The sequence below is a fragment of the Micromonospora sp. LOL_025 genome (assembly GCF_048060285.1).
Classification (GTDB): Bacteria; Actinomycetota; Actinomycetes; order Mycobacteriales; family Micromonosporaceae; genus Micromonospora.
Genome location: NZ_JBHMIR010000032.1, coordinates 29,142 through 44,929 on the forward strand (window position 1 = coordinate 29,142; position 15,788 = coordinate 44,929).

12 protein-coding genes are annotated in these 15,788 nt (G+C 70.2%); 8 read left to right on the forward strand and 4 right to left on the reverse strand.

The features are described 5' to 3' along the window. Window positions 1–228 precede the first annotated feature (228 nt). The 8 genes from ACFHW0_RS27115 to ACFHW0_RS27150 all read left to right on the forward strand — a co-directional run bounded on the left by ACFHW0_RS27115 (window position 229) and on the right by ACFHW0_RS27150 (window position 9,258). On the forward strand, window positions 229–1,395 hold the full coding sequence (locus ACFHW0_RS27115) for a nucleotide disphospho-sugar-binding domain-containing protein (RefSeq protein ID WP_416612066.1): 1,167 nt from the start codon (window positions 229–231) through the stop codon (window positions 1,393–1,395). Beyond that, window positions 1,392–2,723: an aromatic ring-hydroxylating oxygenase subunit alpha gene (locus ACFHW0_RS27120; RefSeq protein WP_416612068.1), complete on the forward strand. Its 1,332-nt coding sequence runs from the start codon at window positions 1,392–1,394 to the stop codon at window positions 2,721–2,723. The genes ACFHW0_RS27115 and ACFHW0_RS27120 overlap by 4 nt, the downstream gene beginning before the upstream one ends. Then, window positions 2,720–3,247, forward strand: coding sequence for an aromatic-ring-hydroxylating dioxygenase subunit beta (locus tag ACFHW0_RS27125; protein ID WP_416612070.1), 528 nt, complete (start codon window positions 2,720–2,722; stop codon window positions 3,245–3,247). Before ACFHW0_RS27120 ends, ACFHW0_RS27125 begins: the two co-directional genes overlap by 4 nt. A 148-nt stretch (window positions 3,248–3,395) precedes the next feature. After that, window positions 3,396–3,782, forward strand: coding sequence for a carboxymuconolactone decarboxylase family protein (locus ACFHW0_RS27130; protein WP_132233950.1), 387 nt, complete (start codon window positions 3,396–3,398; stop codon window positions 3,780–3,782). Next, entirely contained in the window at window positions 3,772–4,308 is a 537-nt protein-coding gene (locus ACFHW0_RS27135) for a hypothetical protein (RefSeq protein WP_416612072.1), read from the forward strand. The genes ACFHW0_RS27130 and ACFHW0_RS27135 overlap by 11 nt, the downstream gene beginning before the upstream one ends. Before the next feature lie 124 nt (window positions 4,309–4,432). Beyond that, window positions 4,433–5,413 (forward strand): glycosyltransferase family 2 protein, encoded by a 981-nt coding sequence (locus tag ACFHW0_RS27140; RefSeq protein ID WP_416612074.1) that lies wholly within the window; start codon window positions 4,433–4,435, stop codon window positions 5,411–5,413. Window positions 5,414–5,666: 253 nt separating this feature from the next. After that, window positions 5,667–7,481 carry an ABC transporter ATP-binding protein gene (locus tag ACFHW0_RS27145; RefSeq protein ID WP_416612114.1) on the forward strand — a complete coding sequence of 605 codons (1,815 nt, stop codon included), beginning with the start codon at window positions 5,667–5,669 and terminating at the stop codon, window positions 7,479–7,481. Between the two features lies 1 nt (window position 7,482). Next, window positions 7,483–9,258: an ABC transporter ATP-binding protein gene (locus ACFHW0_RS27150; RefSeq protein ID WP_416612116.1), complete on the forward strand. Its 1,776-nt coding sequence runs from the start codon at window positions 7,483–7,485 to the stop codon at window positions 9,256–9,258. Between the two features lie 165 nt (window positions 9,259–9,423). Here ACFHW0_RS27150 and ACFHW0_RS27155 read toward each other — a convergent pair whose 3' ends face one another. From ACFHW0_RS27155 to ACFHW0_RS27170, 4 genes are read right to left on the reverse strand one after another with little or no spacing between them, the layout of a single operon-like run. Continuing rightward, window positions 9,424–11,337, reverse strand: a complete 1,914-nt coding sequence (locus ACFHW0_RS27155) for a TOMM precursor leader peptide-binding protein (protein ID WP_416612076.1) — start codon at window positions 11,335–11,337, stop codon at window positions 9,424–9,426. Then, window positions 11,334–13,322: a hypothetical protein gene (locus tag ACFHW0_RS27160; RefSeq protein WP_416612078.1), complete on the reverse strand. Its 1,989-nt coding sequence runs from the start codon at window positions 13,320–13,322 to the stop codon at window positions 11,334–11,336. Before ACFHW0_RS27160 ends, ACFHW0_RS27155 begins: the two co-directional genes overlap by 4 nt. Then, a complete protein-coding gene (locus ACFHW0_RS27165) occupies window positions 13,319–14,203 on the reverse strand; it encodes a TauD/TfdA family dioxygenase (RefSeq protein WP_416612080.1) in 885 nt (294 codons plus the stop codon). Before ACFHW0_RS27165 ends, ACFHW0_RS27160 begins: the two co-directional genes overlap by 4 nt. Further along, the gene (locus ACFHW0_RS27170; RefSeq protein WP_416612082.1) at window positions 14,196–15,788 is read right to left on the reverse strand and encodes a hypothetical protein; all 1,593 of its coding nucleotides are present in this window, start codon (window positions 15,786–15,788) and stop codon (window positions 14,196–14,198) included. Before ACFHW0_RS27170 ends, ACFHW0_RS27165 begins: the two co-directional genes overlap by 8 nt.

The following is a 15,788-nucleotide window of genomic DNA, read 5'->3' on the forward strand; positions in this document are numbered from 1 at the left end:
AATGATCGTGAGAATGCGTAAAACCTTGTAGGAGCATCTGGTCGTCGGTGGGTCAGTCGCCTGCCGGGCGCTTTCGCGTGCCTGCGCGACTGCGTGGCGGAGTTCTGCCAAACGTGCTAGCGGTCTCGACTCGCCACTGAATGCCGGGTGTCGCATTCGTGGCCGAGGCGGTTGATCCAGGCCCAGATCGTGAGTTCGCCCCATCTTTTTCCATGAATCGGAGATCTAGTGCGCATCGCCTTCCTCACCACGACTCAGCATGGTCACCTCAACCCGTACATTCCGGTGGTCAATGCGCTCCAAGCCGCCGGCAATGAGGTTGTGCTGCTGCTGTTGTCTGCGGACGGTGGCGCGCTCGGTGAACAGCGTCGCCAGGCCCTGGGCGCGGCGGAGGTCCACATGGTCGGGGAGGTCCAGATGGCGCCGTGGAGCGACGATCCGGCAAAGATCGGTCCGATGCTCGAGTCGTCACCGGTGGCGGACCAGGTGGCTGATGCGCTGCGGGCGACGGCGCCGGACTTCACGCTGCTCGATTCGCTGCCGGTACTGGCGGCAGCGATGGCCGGGGCGCAGGCATCCGATATGCCGTACGGGATGATATGGGCAAATCTCGGCGGAGTATGTCCAAGGGAGCGTCGGCAAGGTCGCTGGCTGTACGACGAACAGGTTGGCGACTATCTGACCAGGCGCGGAGTGTTGTGGTCGACCCGGACTCATTCGGCGCGTTCGCCGATTCTCAATCTCATGCCGACGATTCCCTCGCTCGTCGGGGATGAGGCAGTCACCGACGACGGTGTGCAGCTGGTCGGGTTGCCGGGTGCGGCAGGCAAGCGCGGCGACGAGGTCGCCTTTCCCGGCTTGGAGGAGATCGACCCCGGTCGGCCGCTGGTGTTCGTCTCCTTCGGCACGATCTTTTTCAGGCGGCCCGACCTCCTCCGCACGGTGATTATGGGGGCGGTGAAGACCGGTGCGCAGGTGATCGCCTCAGTGGGAGATCTCGCTGAGGAACTCGCGCTGCCCGCTGACGTGCTTAGCGCCCCGTACGTGCCACAACGTGAGGTGCTTGAGCGCGCCGATGCGTTCATCACCCATGGCGGCTACAACTCGGTGGCGGAGTCGATCCGGGCGGCGACACCAATGCTGGTGATCCCGCTGGCTGTGGACCAGCCCATTCAGGCGCACTTCGTAGAAACCGCGGGCTTCGGGACGGCATTGGAGCCGGCCGACGTCACAGAACAGGCGGTCGCTGACGCTGTCACCAATCTGCTTGATCCCGGCCGGGACTACCGGGCGCGGCTGCGCGCGGCGCAGCCCGAGTGCGGCGATTCCGCCGCGCGCACGGCAGAACTGGTCATCAGCATGGGCGAGAAGCTACAGCGAAAGGGGGAGCAGTGACGATAGAACTGCAGCGGCCGGTGGACGATCGGATCGTCTTCGATGATCTTGAGAGTTTCTCATTCCGGGTGGACCGCCGGGCCTATACAGACGACGACGTGGCCGCACAGGAGATGACCAAGATCTTCGATCGCTGCTGGCTGTACGTCGGGCACGAATCGGAGGTGCCCGCGCCGGGCTCCTACGTGTCACGTGATGTCGGAGGGCGCCCGGTGGTCATGGCGCGCGGCTCCGACGGGGTGATTCGGGTGTTCGCCAACAGCTGCCCGCACCGCGGGGCTCTGATCTGCTCGCAGTCAGCCGGGCAGGCCAGATCGTTCCGCTGCCCGTACCACGACTGGACATTCTCCAACCGGGGTGACTTGGTCGGAGTTCCGCTCCCGGACGGGTACGGCCCAGGCTTCCGCAAGTCCGACTTCGGCCTGTCGCGGCACCGTAGCGACAGTTACCGGGGTTTCGTGTTCGCGACCTTCGATCCCGAGCAGCCACGCACCTTGACCGAGCATTTGGCGGGCGCGACGGAGTACCTCGATCTGATCGCCGACCAGTCCGAAGTGGGAATGGAGGTGATCCAAGGCGCGCAATTGCACGGGGCTCGGGCCAACTGGAAGCTCATGATGGAGAACAGCGTCGACATCTACCACTTCCGCGCCCTGCACAAGCGTTACGTGAGCTACATCGAGTCGCTTGGGACAATGGCACCGCGACGACGAGGCGGCTTCGCCCGCGCTCTCGGACGGGGGCATGGCGCCAATGAGTTGGTACCGGCGGCAGCCCGACCGCTCGCCTACTGGACGCCGATGTTCCCCCCCGAGGTCAGGTCACGGATGGAGGCGACGGCCGCACGGTTCGTCGAACGGTTCGGCGCCGAACGCGCTCAACGGATCACCGGCACCAATCGGGCGTTGATGATCTTCCCGAATCTGATGATCATCGACGCGATTGGGATCACCATCCGCAAGATCGACCCGGCCGGCGCCGGCCAGATGTCCATTACCTCAGTCGCGCTGGCCCCCAAGGACGAGGATCCGGACATCCGGGAACTGCGAAAGAGTCACTACCTGACCTTCCTCGGTCCCGCCGGCTTCGCCACCCCCGACGACATCGAGATCATCGAGTCCTGTCAACGGGGCTACCTCAATCGCACGCTCCGCTACTCCGACCTGTCACGCGGAATGGCCAAGGATGTCCCCGAAACCACCGATGAACTCCCGGCCCGCGAGTTCTGGCGGCAGTGGGACCGGCTGATGCACGACGGCGACGACGACCACGAGGAAGCTCACCACGTCACTCAGCGGGCCGAGAGGCAAGGGGCGCAACGGCGATGACCACCGACGCGATCAACACCGAGCCGGCGGTCGACGAGACGGCCCAGATGCGGCTGTGGCACCGGGTGAGCCAGTTCCTCTTCCGTGAGGCGCGGCTGCTCGACGAGTGGCGCCTGCGCGAGTGGTACGACGAGATGCTGACCGACGACATCCGCTACCTGGTGCCGGCTACCGACGTCCGGGGCGAGTCGACCGATGCGCTCGGGCTCATCGACGACAACGCCGCCCGGCTGCGCCAGCGGATCGAGCAACTCCTCAACGGCGAGGTGTGGTGCGAGAATCCCCGGTCGCGGACGAATCGGATGATCAACAACGTGGAGATCCTGGCTGATCGGGGCAAGCACCTCGATGTCACGGCGAATGTCGTCGTGTACCGGTTCGGGCACGGGCGCTCTGACTCCTACGTCGGAAAATGTCGGCTCGAACTCGCCGTCGAGGGCGAGTCGTTCCGGGTCCGGAGACGTCTCGTGGTGCTCGACCACGAGAGTCTTTACGAACACGGAAAGCTCAGCATCATCCTCTGAGACCTGGCAGGGACACGGCCCTCCACACAGCCCTGGCGCAGGGGTGGGTCTGGTTCTGGCTGCGCCGTACCGCTGCTCGTCGCCTTCGTGGCGTCGTAGGAATTCACCACTGTCCGACAGGCCACCTGGCAACACGAAGGAGTGATCGATGGACCAGTCGCTTGCCCGACATGAGCGGGGTGAGGCCATGTTCAAGCACGTTTTCGGCCGTGAACCTCGCCCAGGCTCCTACCCCGACTTCCTCCAGCTCACCATCGATCACTTGTTCGGTGAGATCTGGACTCGCCCGCACCTGAGCATCGAGGAGCGCGAGTTGATTGCGCTGACCGCGGTCACCCTGGCCCGGACCGACTGGGAGCTGCGCGGCCACATCGGCGCCGCCCTGCACCTCGGGATGCCACGAGAGAAGATCGTCGAAATCATCATCCAGCTCGCCTACTACGGAGGCTGGCCGGTCGCCAACAACGGGCTGCGCATCGCCCAAGAGGTATTCGCCGAGCTCGACGCTGGCAAGGACACCGACCATGACCAGTGACCCTGCTCCCCTCGACCCCGCCGTCAAGGTCGATCTCTGGCGCCAGCGGTTCTTCGAGGCCCAGGCGGCCGCCGAAGAGTTCATCCTCGGCGTGCACGGCGATGAGGGCGTGTCCGCGTGGATCCAGGCGAACTCGCGCATCACTGCGGACCTACTGCAATCGCAGCGGCCCGCCGGAGAGTCTGCCACCGTCCATTTCATGACCCGGCTGCAGCGCCAACTGCTGCTCTACGACTCGGCAGTGACCAGCGAGCCCCAGCCCTCTGGCACCGTCCTGCGCAACGCCGAGTGTGGGATCCTGCGGTACCGCAAACAGGCCGCCGGCGCTGGCGTCAAACTGACTTTCGCATCACCATGTCCATACTGTCAGGAACTCAACACCGCCATCGCCGCCCGCTACGTCGAATCGGACGTCACGGTGTCGTGCGAACAGTCAGGCGACGGATGCACCTGGCGCGCGGAAACCCGTCACGCTTCAGGGGACGGCGCGACCGGGTCACCTGACCGCGGCGGAACCGTAGATTAGACCGACAGCAGCGCCGTCGGTCGTCGAATGTCGGGCCGGCGGCTCGACATCGAACTTTTAGCAACTTGATGCCCGGCTTCCCACGTCGGGAATTCCGGCTTCTGATCTGGAATGGAGACCGCCGATGAAGGCATCAGTCATTGTGCCGACATTCAACTCGTCCGTGCTGCTGGACAGATGCCTTCGCACGTTCCGCGCACAGAAGCTGGCTGCCTCCGATTCCCTCGAAGTACTCATCGTTGATGATGGATCGACCGACCCGACAGCAGAAACGGTGCAGCGTCATATGACAGCCGACTCCCGGTTCCGCTACCTGCATCTTCATCGTTCCGCGACGTCATCCAGAAGTGCCGCAAGAAATCGCGGTGCAGAAGAGGCGACCGGCGACATCCTGATTTTTGTCGATGGCGATCAACTGGTTCCGCCCACCTTTACCGATCGACATCTTCGCCACTACCGCGTCATGCCCGAGAAGAAGGCCGTCATCGGCTTCAGAAAATACCTGCGGGCTCCGGATGCGTTCGACGATCGCTTCATCAAGGACGGCGCCGAGGAATTCCTTGGCAGCTTGATCAAGAGCGACATCAGACTGGACCTGCTGAGTCGCCTGAGCGATCTCGGTGGCGATCTGAAGACATCGTGGCATCTGTTCTTCACGTGCAACGTCTCTGTTCCAAGCGTCGACTACAAGCGCGTCGGTGGGTTCAACGAGGAATTTCGGGGATGGGGCCTGGAGGATTCCGAGTTGGGGTACAGGCTGGGGCGCTCCGGCACGCAGATCGTCTTCGACGAAGAAAGCTTCGCCTACCATCAAGGGCCGCCCCTGAGCCCTAATAAGCCTTTCTACGAGGACTGGCTGAAGAACTTGAGCCTATTCATCGCGCTGCACAAGGAAGCTCCCGAGGTGATCCTGCAGGCCATGCTTGCGCCAATCTTCAACCCTGCGGTCGGCGCCAACTGGACCGATCTCTACGAGCAGTTCGAGATGTGCGCAAGGTCGACCCCCGCAGCCTTTCCTGGATCACGTGTTGAGGTTGAGGTCGGCGAATTTCCTGCTCCTGTCGCGCAGGCAGAGCTGGGGGACGATTCCGAAACGCATCCATGAACAACTACGCCCACATTTCCCTACGTCACTAATTCATTCCATTGAGATTGATGAAACAACTTGTGCGAGCCGAAGTCGTCGATGTTGCCGGCCTCGGTCGGCACGTCACGTGCAGGGCTCTGCCATGCGCCGATAGGGTTCACAGCCGCACGGGAGGCGCCTGGTGGTGACGATGCACGAGAGGTCTGTGTGGGCGGAATTTGTTCACGGCCACAGGTCGCGCCTTGACGGGCGAATGAGAATCTTGCACCTGGTGCCCAATGCCGGCTGGCCGCTGGTTTCGTCCGCCGTGATGATCCAGATCGCCGCAGGGATCCTGCCGGTCGCGTTCATCCTCGCCACCTCAGCCGTGGTCGCCCGAGTGCCGGACGCGGTAGCCGGCGGGCTCGGGTCGGCAGCCTGGAGCGATCTTCGGACCAGCTTGATCCTCGCGGCGGCCGCGTTCTTCGGAGTGCAGCTGCTGCTGCCGGTACAGGAACTGCTCGGCAACCTGATCCGCCGTCGCCTCGACGATCTCGTCCGTGACCGGTTGATGGCGGCCTCCCAAGCGAGCGGCGGCGTGGCCATCATGGAGGATCCAGAGCTGCTCGATCACGTCGCCGACGCCAAGGACCGGCTGCGAACCGAAATGTGGTCGCCGGGTGCCGCGGGCGCCGGTCAGATCGCGCTGATCTCGCGGTACCTACAGACCGTGCTCGCCGCTGGGATCACGTCGGTCGCCTTCGTGTGGTGGGCCGGGCCAGCTCTGCTCGTCGCGGCCCTGACGATCCGCTTCGGCTACCGCCTCGGCCTGTCGGTGTTCACGGAGGTCTTCCGGAGCACCGCCCGGCTGCGGCGCCGCAGCGAATATCTCCGTACCATGCTGCTCCAGCCCGCGGCGGCGAAGGAGTTGCGGGTCTTCGGCCTTCTACCTTGGTTGCAGCAGGAGTACACGTCGGCCGCCATGGACGCCGCGCTCCCGGTCTGGCGGGCCCGGCGTCGGCTGTTCTACGGCCCCTACGTTCTCTATGTTCTTGTCGCTTTCGTGCTGCTGGGCGCGCTGCTGACGGGAGCGGCTCAGGCAACGACGGCCGGACTGCTCGGCTTGGGCGGGTTGATACTCGTATTCCAGGCGTCCCTGGCCGCCATGAGGATCGGCGGGTTCATCGCCGAGTCCGATGTGGCGACCGAGCAGGGCCTCAATGCCTACCGGTCGGTGGAGCGGATCGAGAGGATGAGCGAAGCCGACGCCCGCGCCACCGAGAGCGGCAGGGGCGATCCGGCCGGACTGCCCAGGACGGTGCTGAGATTCGACAAGGTGTCCTTCGCCTACCCGGGCGGGCTACCGGTGCTGAACGACCTCGACCTCACCATCGAGGCCGGCCGGTCGCTGGCGATCGTCGGCCTCAACGGCGCTGGCAAGACCACCCTCGTGAAACTGTTGGCCCGGCTCTACGAACCGACGGCCGGGGCGATCACCGCTGACGGCGTCGACATCCGGACCTTCCCGGCCACGGCGTGGCAGCGCCGGGTTGCGGCGATCTTCCAGGACTTCACCCACTTCGAGTTGCCAGTGCGCGACAACGTCGCCTTCGGCGCGATCGAGATGCTCACAGAGCCGGAGCGTGCCGACAAGGTGGTCCGGGCTGCCCTGGAAAGGGCCGGCGCGGCGGATTTCGTCAATCATCTCCCCTGCGGCCTGGAGACTCCACTGTCACGGCGATACGCCGGCGGCACCGAACTGTCCGGCGGGCAGTGGCAGCGGATCGCGATCGCCCGCGCTCTCGTCGCCGTCGAGGGTGGCGCCAGCATTCTCGTCCTCGACGAGCCGACCGCCAACCTGGACGTGCGGTCGGAGGTGGCGTTCTTCGAGCGGTTCCTCGACCTGACACGGGGAGTCACCAGCGTGGTCATCTCGCACCGGTTCTCCACGGTGCGCCGTGCCGACCGGATCGTCGTGCTGGAACACGGTCGCGTCGTCGAGGAAGGCACCCACGAAGAGCTGCTCGCCCTCAACGGTCGCTACGCGGAGCTGTTTCGGCTTCAGGCGGCGCGGTTCACCGAGGAAGAGGGAGAAGGCAGTGAATAGAATGCTGCGCAGTGTCGGCGCGACGCTGGCCTCGGCGTGGCGGCTCAGCCCGGGAAGGCTGATCACCGCCGCCCTGTTGATGATGCTCGGCGCCGTGAGTGGACCCCTGCTGGCGCTCTTTCTCAGTGTGGCAGTCGACGCGGCCCTCGACCGGCGGACCGATGTCGCGGTCTGGACATCGGCGGCCGCCGCCGTGAGTGTCCTGCTCAGCTTGACGATGGAGCACTTCGCCCACATCTTCTTCTTCGAGCTCGGTGATCTGCACAAGCAGGATACCGAACGTCAGCTCGGCGACCTGGCGCACGGGCCGGTCGGGCTGGCGCTGCACGAACGGCGGGACGCCGCAGATCGCTTCGAGCTGCTCCGACAGCAGTCGTGGACGCTGAGTCAAAGCGTGCAGACCGTCCTGACGATCGGGGTGCTACTCACCCAGATCACCCTGACCGCTGTGCTGCTCGCCCGCATCGAGCCGTGGCTGCTCCTGCTGCCGGTCTTCGGTGCCCCCCCGCTGATCGCCGGGCGGCTGGCCGAGAAGCGGCTGGAACGTGCCGAACTCGTGACCGCCGAGTCGACCCGCATGAGCTGGCACCTGTTCGATCTGGCCCTCAGCTCGATCACTGCCAAGGAGATTCGGCTCTTCGGGCTCGGCGGAGAGCTCCGCCGCCGCCATGGGGTGGTCCGCCGCGAGGTGGACAGCCGGTTGCGCCGGGCTGAATGTGCCGGCGCGGCCCTGCGGTTCACCGGTCAGCTGATCTTTGCGCTCGGGTACATCGGCTCCATCGTCCTGGTCGTCCGCGCCGCTATCAGCGGCGAGCGCACCGTCGGCGACGTTGTCCTCGCCATCACGCTGGCTGTGCAAACCAACGCGCAAGCTGCCGGCGCCGTCGCGCTCGCCCAGGCGCTGCAACGCAACGCCCGCGCCTTCGGCTGGTTGAGCTGGATCCGCAACGCCACGCCGCCGGAACCCGGCCCGCCGGCTGACCAGACACCGCCCGCCGTCCTCACCGACGGCATCGAGCTGCGTGACGTCGCGTTCCGCTACCCGGGCACCAATACCGACGTGCTGCAAGGCCTCAGCCTGCGCATCCCTTCCGGCACGATCGTGGCCATCGTCGGCGACAACGGTGCCGGCAAGTCCACCCTGGTCAAGCTGCTCTGCCAGTTCTACCGGCCGACCGCAGGCGAGATCACCATAGATGGCGCCGACCTGCAGCGGCTCGACCCACTGGGATGGCGCCGACGGATCTCCGCCAGCTTCCAGGACTACATCCGGCTGGAGCTGCGGGCCAGAAGCAGCGTCGGCCTCGGTGACCTGCCTCGACTCGGCGAACCAGGCGTGGTGGAGCGGGCGGTCCGGCGAGCAGACGCGCAGGAGGTGATCGACCGGCTGCCGATCGGCCTGGAGACCTACCTGGGCAAGTCCTACGACAACGGCGCTGAACTGTCGGGCGGGCAGTGGCAGCGCATCGCGTTGAGCCGGTCGATGATGCGCGACGATCCGCTGCTGCTGTTGCTCGACGAGCCCGCCGCCGCCTTGGACCCGCTGACCGAGCATGCCTTGTTCGATCGGTACTCCGACGCGGCGCGTGACGTGGGGATCCGTACCGGCGGCGTCACGGTCTTCGTGTCACACCGGTTCTCGACCGTCCGGATGGCTGACTTGATCCTGGTCGTGTCGGACGGGCGGATCGCAGAGTCCGGCAGCCACGACGAGCTTCTGGCGCTCAACGGGATGTACGCCGAGTTCTTCAGCCTGCAGGCGGCCGCATATCGCTGATCGTCGACGCCGCGCTCTACGAGTTCCTGTCCGGCACCATCGGCCAGCTCCCCGGCCTCCGGCACGCCGACGTGGCCGTCGCCCTGCGTTCCGTCAAGCGGGCGGGGATGATCCTGCCGCCTGCGCCTCCCGCCCGTGAGGTGGGCCGTCGGAGCGTGGCAGAGGCTACGGGAACGGGTGCGGGTGCGGGTTGATCTCCTCCGGGGTCAGCGGGGTGTCCCGGTAGCCGAGCCGCACCGGCAGGTCGCGCAGCCGGGGCAGGTCGACGCGCCGGTTGCGGTGCCCGAACGCCATCGGCAGCAGCCCCGGGACGATGACCTTGACGCAGGTCAGGTCCGCCGTGGCCTGTTCGAGGGCCGTCTGGTCGACCACCACCACGTCGAGACCGTCGCGGAGGTAGCGGTCGACCACGCCGGTCAGGTCGTCGAGCAGGTCGTCGGCCGGCCGGTAGCGCCCGGCGGCGGGGAACGCCCGCGCCATCGACAGGATCTCGTCGCGCTCGTAGAGGAAGCCGAACCGGTGCCAGCTCTCCGGCGCGGCCGCCACCAGGGCGTGGTCCTCCATCCGCACCACGAGGTCCGGGTCGGCGACCAGGCTCGGCGCGGTGGTGTCCTCGGCGACCATGTCCCGGGTGGCGTCGGCGACGCTGGCCAGCTCGACGAGCCCCGCCCACAGGGCCCGCTCGGGGTCGAGATGGGCGCCGGCGCCGCAGAACGCCTTGGGCTGGCCCGGCCGGCCCTCCTCGTCGACGAGCATCAGCCACAGGGCCGGGATCCCCTCCGGCATGGTGATGTCGAAGACGTGCAGCCGGCTGCCGGTGGTGCGTTCCAGCCACCGCACGAGCAGCCGGGTCATCGGGTCCGCGGAGGTCATCGGGTCGACCCGGGGCACCGGCAGCCGGGCGAACCAGGTCGCCAGGAAGGCGTCACGCTCGGCCACCTCGAAGATGCCGTGCAGGATCGCCTCCTCCATCGTCCCGCCGAGGGCGCAGCCGTTCGAGCTCTCCACGCCGAACATGGTCTGGTGGGAGCCGTAGTAGGCGAAGCTCTCCGGCACCAGCACGGGACCGCCGCGCCGGAACGAGTAGCCGTACACCCACTCCACCGGCAGGTCCGGGTGGTAGCGGACCGACTTGTGGCTCGGTGGCCGCTCGGGCAGTCCGAGGGTCACGGGGTCGACGGCCCGGTCCGGTCCCAGCTCGCGGAAGGAGGCGGTGACGCTGGTCCGCCTGGTCCGGGGCAGGGTGCCGCCGAGACGTTCCAGCGCCTCGGCGATGGCGACGGAGACGCTGGCCGGGTAGCTGAACGTCCGGCCGTACCCGGCCAGCTCGGTGCAGCAGGCGGGGCCGCCGATCGCCGCGGCGAGGATCATCGGGTGGTGGTGGTAGACGGTCATCGTCGAGATCAGGCCGGTCTCGCCGTCGACCATCAGGTCCAGCAGCCGCTCGTGCTCGGCGGCGAGACTGCGCGCCCGGTACTCGTCGGGCCGGGGCTTGGGCCGGGACACCAGGTTCAGGCTGCCCGCCGCCGGGCTGTCGTCGGGCAGGTGGCCGCAGAGTCCGCACTCCGGGTCGGCGATGAACCGGTGCCGGCTGACGCGCAGGGTCGCGGTGTCCACCTCCAGCACCGCCCCGGCGCTGCGGGGGACCGCGCCGGCGCCCGCCCGGGCCAGCTCGTCGGCGACCAGGGCGGCCACGACGGACCGGACCGGCGGCGCGAGTACGGGTGGGGGCGCCTGCGCCGTGCCGTCGTAGAGGGCCTCCCACAGCGCCGAGCGCCGCGGGGTGCCGGTGACCCGGGCCCGGCCCTCCCGGATCCGGACACAGTGGTGACAGCCCGGGGTGCCGGCCCTGGTGTAGGGGCCGACCCGGACCCCGCGCGGGGTCGGGTAGACCGGCAGGAAGTCACGCCCGGCCCGGTACGCCCCGGTCGCGGCGGCGAGCACCCGCTCGGCATCCGTCCGGTCTACCACGACGAGGTCGATGCCCGGTGCGGTGCGCGGATCGACGCTCGCGGCCACCGCCCGGTGCAGGTCGCCCTCGCCGCCCAGCCGCAGCCCCGGTTCCCTCGTGCGGGTCATCGCTCTCCTCCGGTGCCGTCGGTCAGGGTGGCCTCGACCACGAACGGGAGCACGCCCCGCAGGGCCGGCAGTGCGTCGACGGGGCGGAGCAGGAGCCGCCGGCCACCTGCCGCGAACCCCTTGAGCAGCGCCTCCAGGTCGCCGTCCCAGGTGCCGGCGCCCGCGTCCGGCCCGACGTCGGCGCCGTGCGGGCCACGACCGGTGAGGATGGCGGCGGCGGCCTGGGTGGCGAGGTCCCACGCCACCCGGACATCGATGGCGCAGGCGTGCGCCAGCCAGCGCTCGCCGGTCCCGACGAACACCGTCGGCACGTCGGACGCGCAGTGCCAGGCGTGCAGCTCGTGACCGAGCACGGCCATGTCGTCGGCGAGCTGCCGGGCGGCGGCCGGCCACCGGTCCCGTCCGCCGTCCCCGGCGGCCTGCCCGGGCTCGGGCGGCCCGTCCGCGGTGGCGTGCGCCAGCCGCAGCGCCGCCCGGCCCTGGGCCTCGGCCCAGCTGAGGCCGCCCGCGACGACGACCGGGTACGACGCCCCCTCGGCCGCCGGCACGGCGGCCCCGGCCAGTGGGTCCCACCACCCGCCGTCGGCCCCGGCGGCCGGCGGTTCGACTTCGGCGGTCGCCGTGCCGGCCCCGGCGGCCGGCGTTCCGCGCCCGGTCGCGGCGGCCTCCGCGGCAAGCAGTTCGAGCCCGGCGACCGTGGCCCGCACGAGAGCCTGCCGGCGGCTCGCGCCGACGGCGGTGACGACCCGGGGGCCGCCTCCGTCGCCGGTCAGGTCGGCGACGGTCGCCGCCAGGCAGCTCACCGACAACTGGGAGTGGTCGCCGGTGCCCACCTCGACGACCGGGCCGAGCCGCCGGTCGATCAGCGTCGTCACCCGGCTGGCGAACGTGTCCGGGTCGAGCGGCGGTCGGCCCGCCATCCGGGCCACCCGCTCGGCGAGCCCGCCCGGGGCGGCCGGCCCGGCGCAGGTGCCGCACCGGGGGTGGATGCCGAGCAGGTGCTCGCTGGTCTCCCCGGAGGCCAGGTCGACATGGGTCATGGTGTTCGCCCCGGCACCCGCTCCGCCGACCGCGCCACGGAAGTAGGCGAAGCCCAGGACCGCGCCGAGCAGCGTGTCCATCGGCCCGCTCAGCAGCTCCGACCGCCGGTCCGGCCGGTCGTGCACGGCGAGGACGCCGCCGGTGGGGCCCGCGCCGTGCGCGGCGCGTACGGCGCACTCCCAGCAGCCGGCGACGACACCGCCGCTGGTCGGCCCGACCCACGCGGCGTCGCCGGCGGGTACCGCGTGCAGCGCCGGGATCCCGGCGGCGCGGGCCGCCCGGGTCACGGCCAGCGCCCGGCCCGCCAACTCGCGGCCGGTGCAGTGCAGCACCGCGTCGAACCCGCCGAACGTCGCCGCCAGCGCCGCCTCGACCCCGGGCCCCGCCGTGTCGTCGGGGACCTGCCGCAGCGTGACCGTCGGGTCGCCGTCGCGGCAGCGGTCCAGGATCCGCCGGTACGCCTCGCCGCCGGCCGGCTCCTCGCCGGTCTCCATCACCGTCGCCGCCCGCAGCCCCAGGTCGAACAGGGTCTGCACCAGGCTGTGCAGGGCCGCTCCGGCGCCGACGACCAGCACCCGGGAGTTGCGGAAGCCCTCGAAGCGGTGCGCGGGGGCGTCGGCGACGTGCTCGGCGTACAGGATCGCCTGCCGGTACCGGTCGAGTTCCCAGTCCTGCAACCCGTGCGGCGGCTCGGCGTCCAGGTCCCGGGCGATGCCGCGCCGGACGAGCATGGTCACCATGTCGGCGACGACGCGCTGCTGGGCCGGCGGCAGGCCGGCGGTGAGCGCCTCCACCGTACGGCTGCCGTCCAGGTGCGGGGCGAGCTGCTGGACCAGGCGGTACGCGGCGCCGCCGCTGAGCTCGGTGCTGCCCCGGCCGGTCTCCAGGTAGACGCCGTTCTCGACCGGCACGTAGAGCAGGTCGTCGCGCAGTTTCGCCCTCATGTCGTCTCCTTCTGGTGCAGGTGTCCCATCCGGACCATGACCGACCGGCCGGTGTCGGTGAACGCCTGGCGGCCGTGCAGGTAGCGGGAGTTGTCGACGACCAGCACGTCACCGGCCTGCCACGGCACCGCGACGGTCAGCTCGCGCGCGACCTCTGCCGCGACCGACAGCAGGTCCGCGGGGACCGGTCCGCCCGCCGTCGTGCGTACCCGCAGCCGCTGGTCGTGGTACTCGTCCTCGCCGGGCCGGCTGATGAACAGCGAGTTGCAGAACGCCGGGACGCCGCCGAACCGCGTGGGCGGGGTGCACCGGGTGCCGAAGCCGGTGACCAGCGCGGTCCCGCTGGCGCGGACGTGCACCGACTCCCACGGCCGCAGGTACGGCTCCCACTGCCGCAGTGCCGTCCGGACGGCGGTCGGGTCGTCCGTGCCGAACGCCCGCTGCCACTCGCCGGTGGGCAGGGCGTTCTCCCAGACGATCTCCAGCCGCTCGAACGCGGCCCGCGTCCCGGCCGGCAGCGCGCCGAGCAGGGCGACGCCGTCGCACAGCGTGGTGCGGCCCGCGTCGGCCGCCGGCCGCTCGCACAGGAAGGTGAGCAGGTCGGGAGAGCCGGGGGCGTACGACGCCTCCCGGTGCAGCGGCATGCCCCTGGTGCCCCGGGTGACCGTCGTGGTCGTCCGGTCGTCGCCGATGACGTCGCGTTCCTGGTGGAAGCCGCCCGCGTACGCGACGGGCGCCATCAACGCGTCGCCGAGCGCCACGAAGGTGTCCCGTCGCCACCCGCCGTCGCGCAGCAGCACCGCCCCCTGCTCGGCGACCGCCGCCAGGACGTCCGCCGGTTCCCGCGTACCGGTGAGCACCGGCACCTGGTCGTCACGCATCCGCACTTCCCTCCGTGAACGCCACGGCCAGCGAGCCGGCCCGTGGTCTCGGTACGCCGACCAGCAGTTGCAGCAGGGGTACCGCGCCGGCCGGCAGCCCCAGCAGGGCGGTGGCGGCCCCGACGCCGAAGCCGCCCATCGGCCGGGTGGCCGCCCCGACGGTCTGCGCGGCCAGCGCGGCGAGCTGCACCGCCGCGCCGGTACGCAGGTACAGGTCCCGCAGGGCGAGCGGGTCGAGGCGGTCGATCGGCGGCTGGCCCTCGGCCACGACGAAGAGACTGGCGCCGGCCGTGCTCATCGCGGCGTCCAGCGGGTTGTGGACCCGGCCCGGGGCCCCGTCGTGAGCGGTCGACGGGCACAGCAGGTGCCGGTCCCGGTCGTACCGGTAGGCGCCCGGCGCCAGCCCGTCCACCCGGCTGACCAGGCACCACAGGGCGGGGTGGTGCGGGTGCCCGGTCAGCTCGGCCAGCGCTCCGCCGGGCCGGCGGCCCCCCGCGTACGCGAGGATGCCGGCGAGCTGGGCGACGGTCAGGCCCGGCGCGAGGTCGTTGGCCGACGCCCGGTGGGCGGCGGCGGCGCGGGACGGCGCGGCCGGCGGCGGCAACGCGACGGACGGCGACCCGGCGGACGGCGACGGCCCCGATCCGGCGGGCGTCGGTGGCGCGACGGCGTCGGTCGACGGACCTCGCGGCACGGGCCGGGCACCGGCCCGGACCGCCCGGTGCAGGGCGGTGACGGCGGGGTCGGCCGCAGCCAGGTTGTGCCGGTCGCCGTCCAGCCCGACCGGCGTCGGGGGCACGGCGTCCGACGGCGGCGGGCTGACGCCGGCGCCCCCGCCGCAACGGCTCACCGGCAGCTCGACGACGGCGACGACGGTCTCCAGCTCGCCGGCCAACCCGAGCAGGTCCTCGGCGGTGCGCGGGTCGGCGGCCAGGTGGAGCGGCCCGGCCAGCGGCGACCCGGCGAGCTGACCCAGCAGGACGCCGCTGTCCATCATCGCGAGCTGGTAGCCGAAGGCCCGGTACTTGCCGGCGTTCTTGAAGACGCGGCAGGTCACCACCAGCGCGTGGCGCGGCTCCGGGCCGGCGGCACCGAGCAGGCGGTCCAGCGCGGCACCCGGGTCCCCGGGGCGGAGCAGTTCCAGGGCGTGGTGGACGGGGTCGTGGTGGTAGACCCCGGCGGGCAGCTCGGCGGTGCCGGCCCAGACGACGTACAGCTCGGCGGCGTGGAACGCGCCCCCGGAGGGCACCGCGCGCCGGGACGTGAACCACGCGGGCAGCATCCGCGCCTGCTCGGGAGAGGCGGCGGGTTTCCCGCTCATCGCGGCGAAGGCGGCATTGGTGATCAGCTCCAGCCGGCGGGGCGCGTACCCCAGCAGCAGCGCGCTGAGGCGGTCGACGCCGGCCGGTCCGAGCGGCGGTGCGCCCGGCCCCGGCCAGCGCAGCGGCCACCGCCGGCTGCCCGGGTACCGCTTGCCGCGCGGCGGCGGGTAGGTCGCGGGCGCGGCGCCCGACTGCGCCGCGACCGCCCTCAGGTAGGCGGCGACGACGCCGGTCTTCTCCCGTGCCGGTTGCGTGCTCGCCAC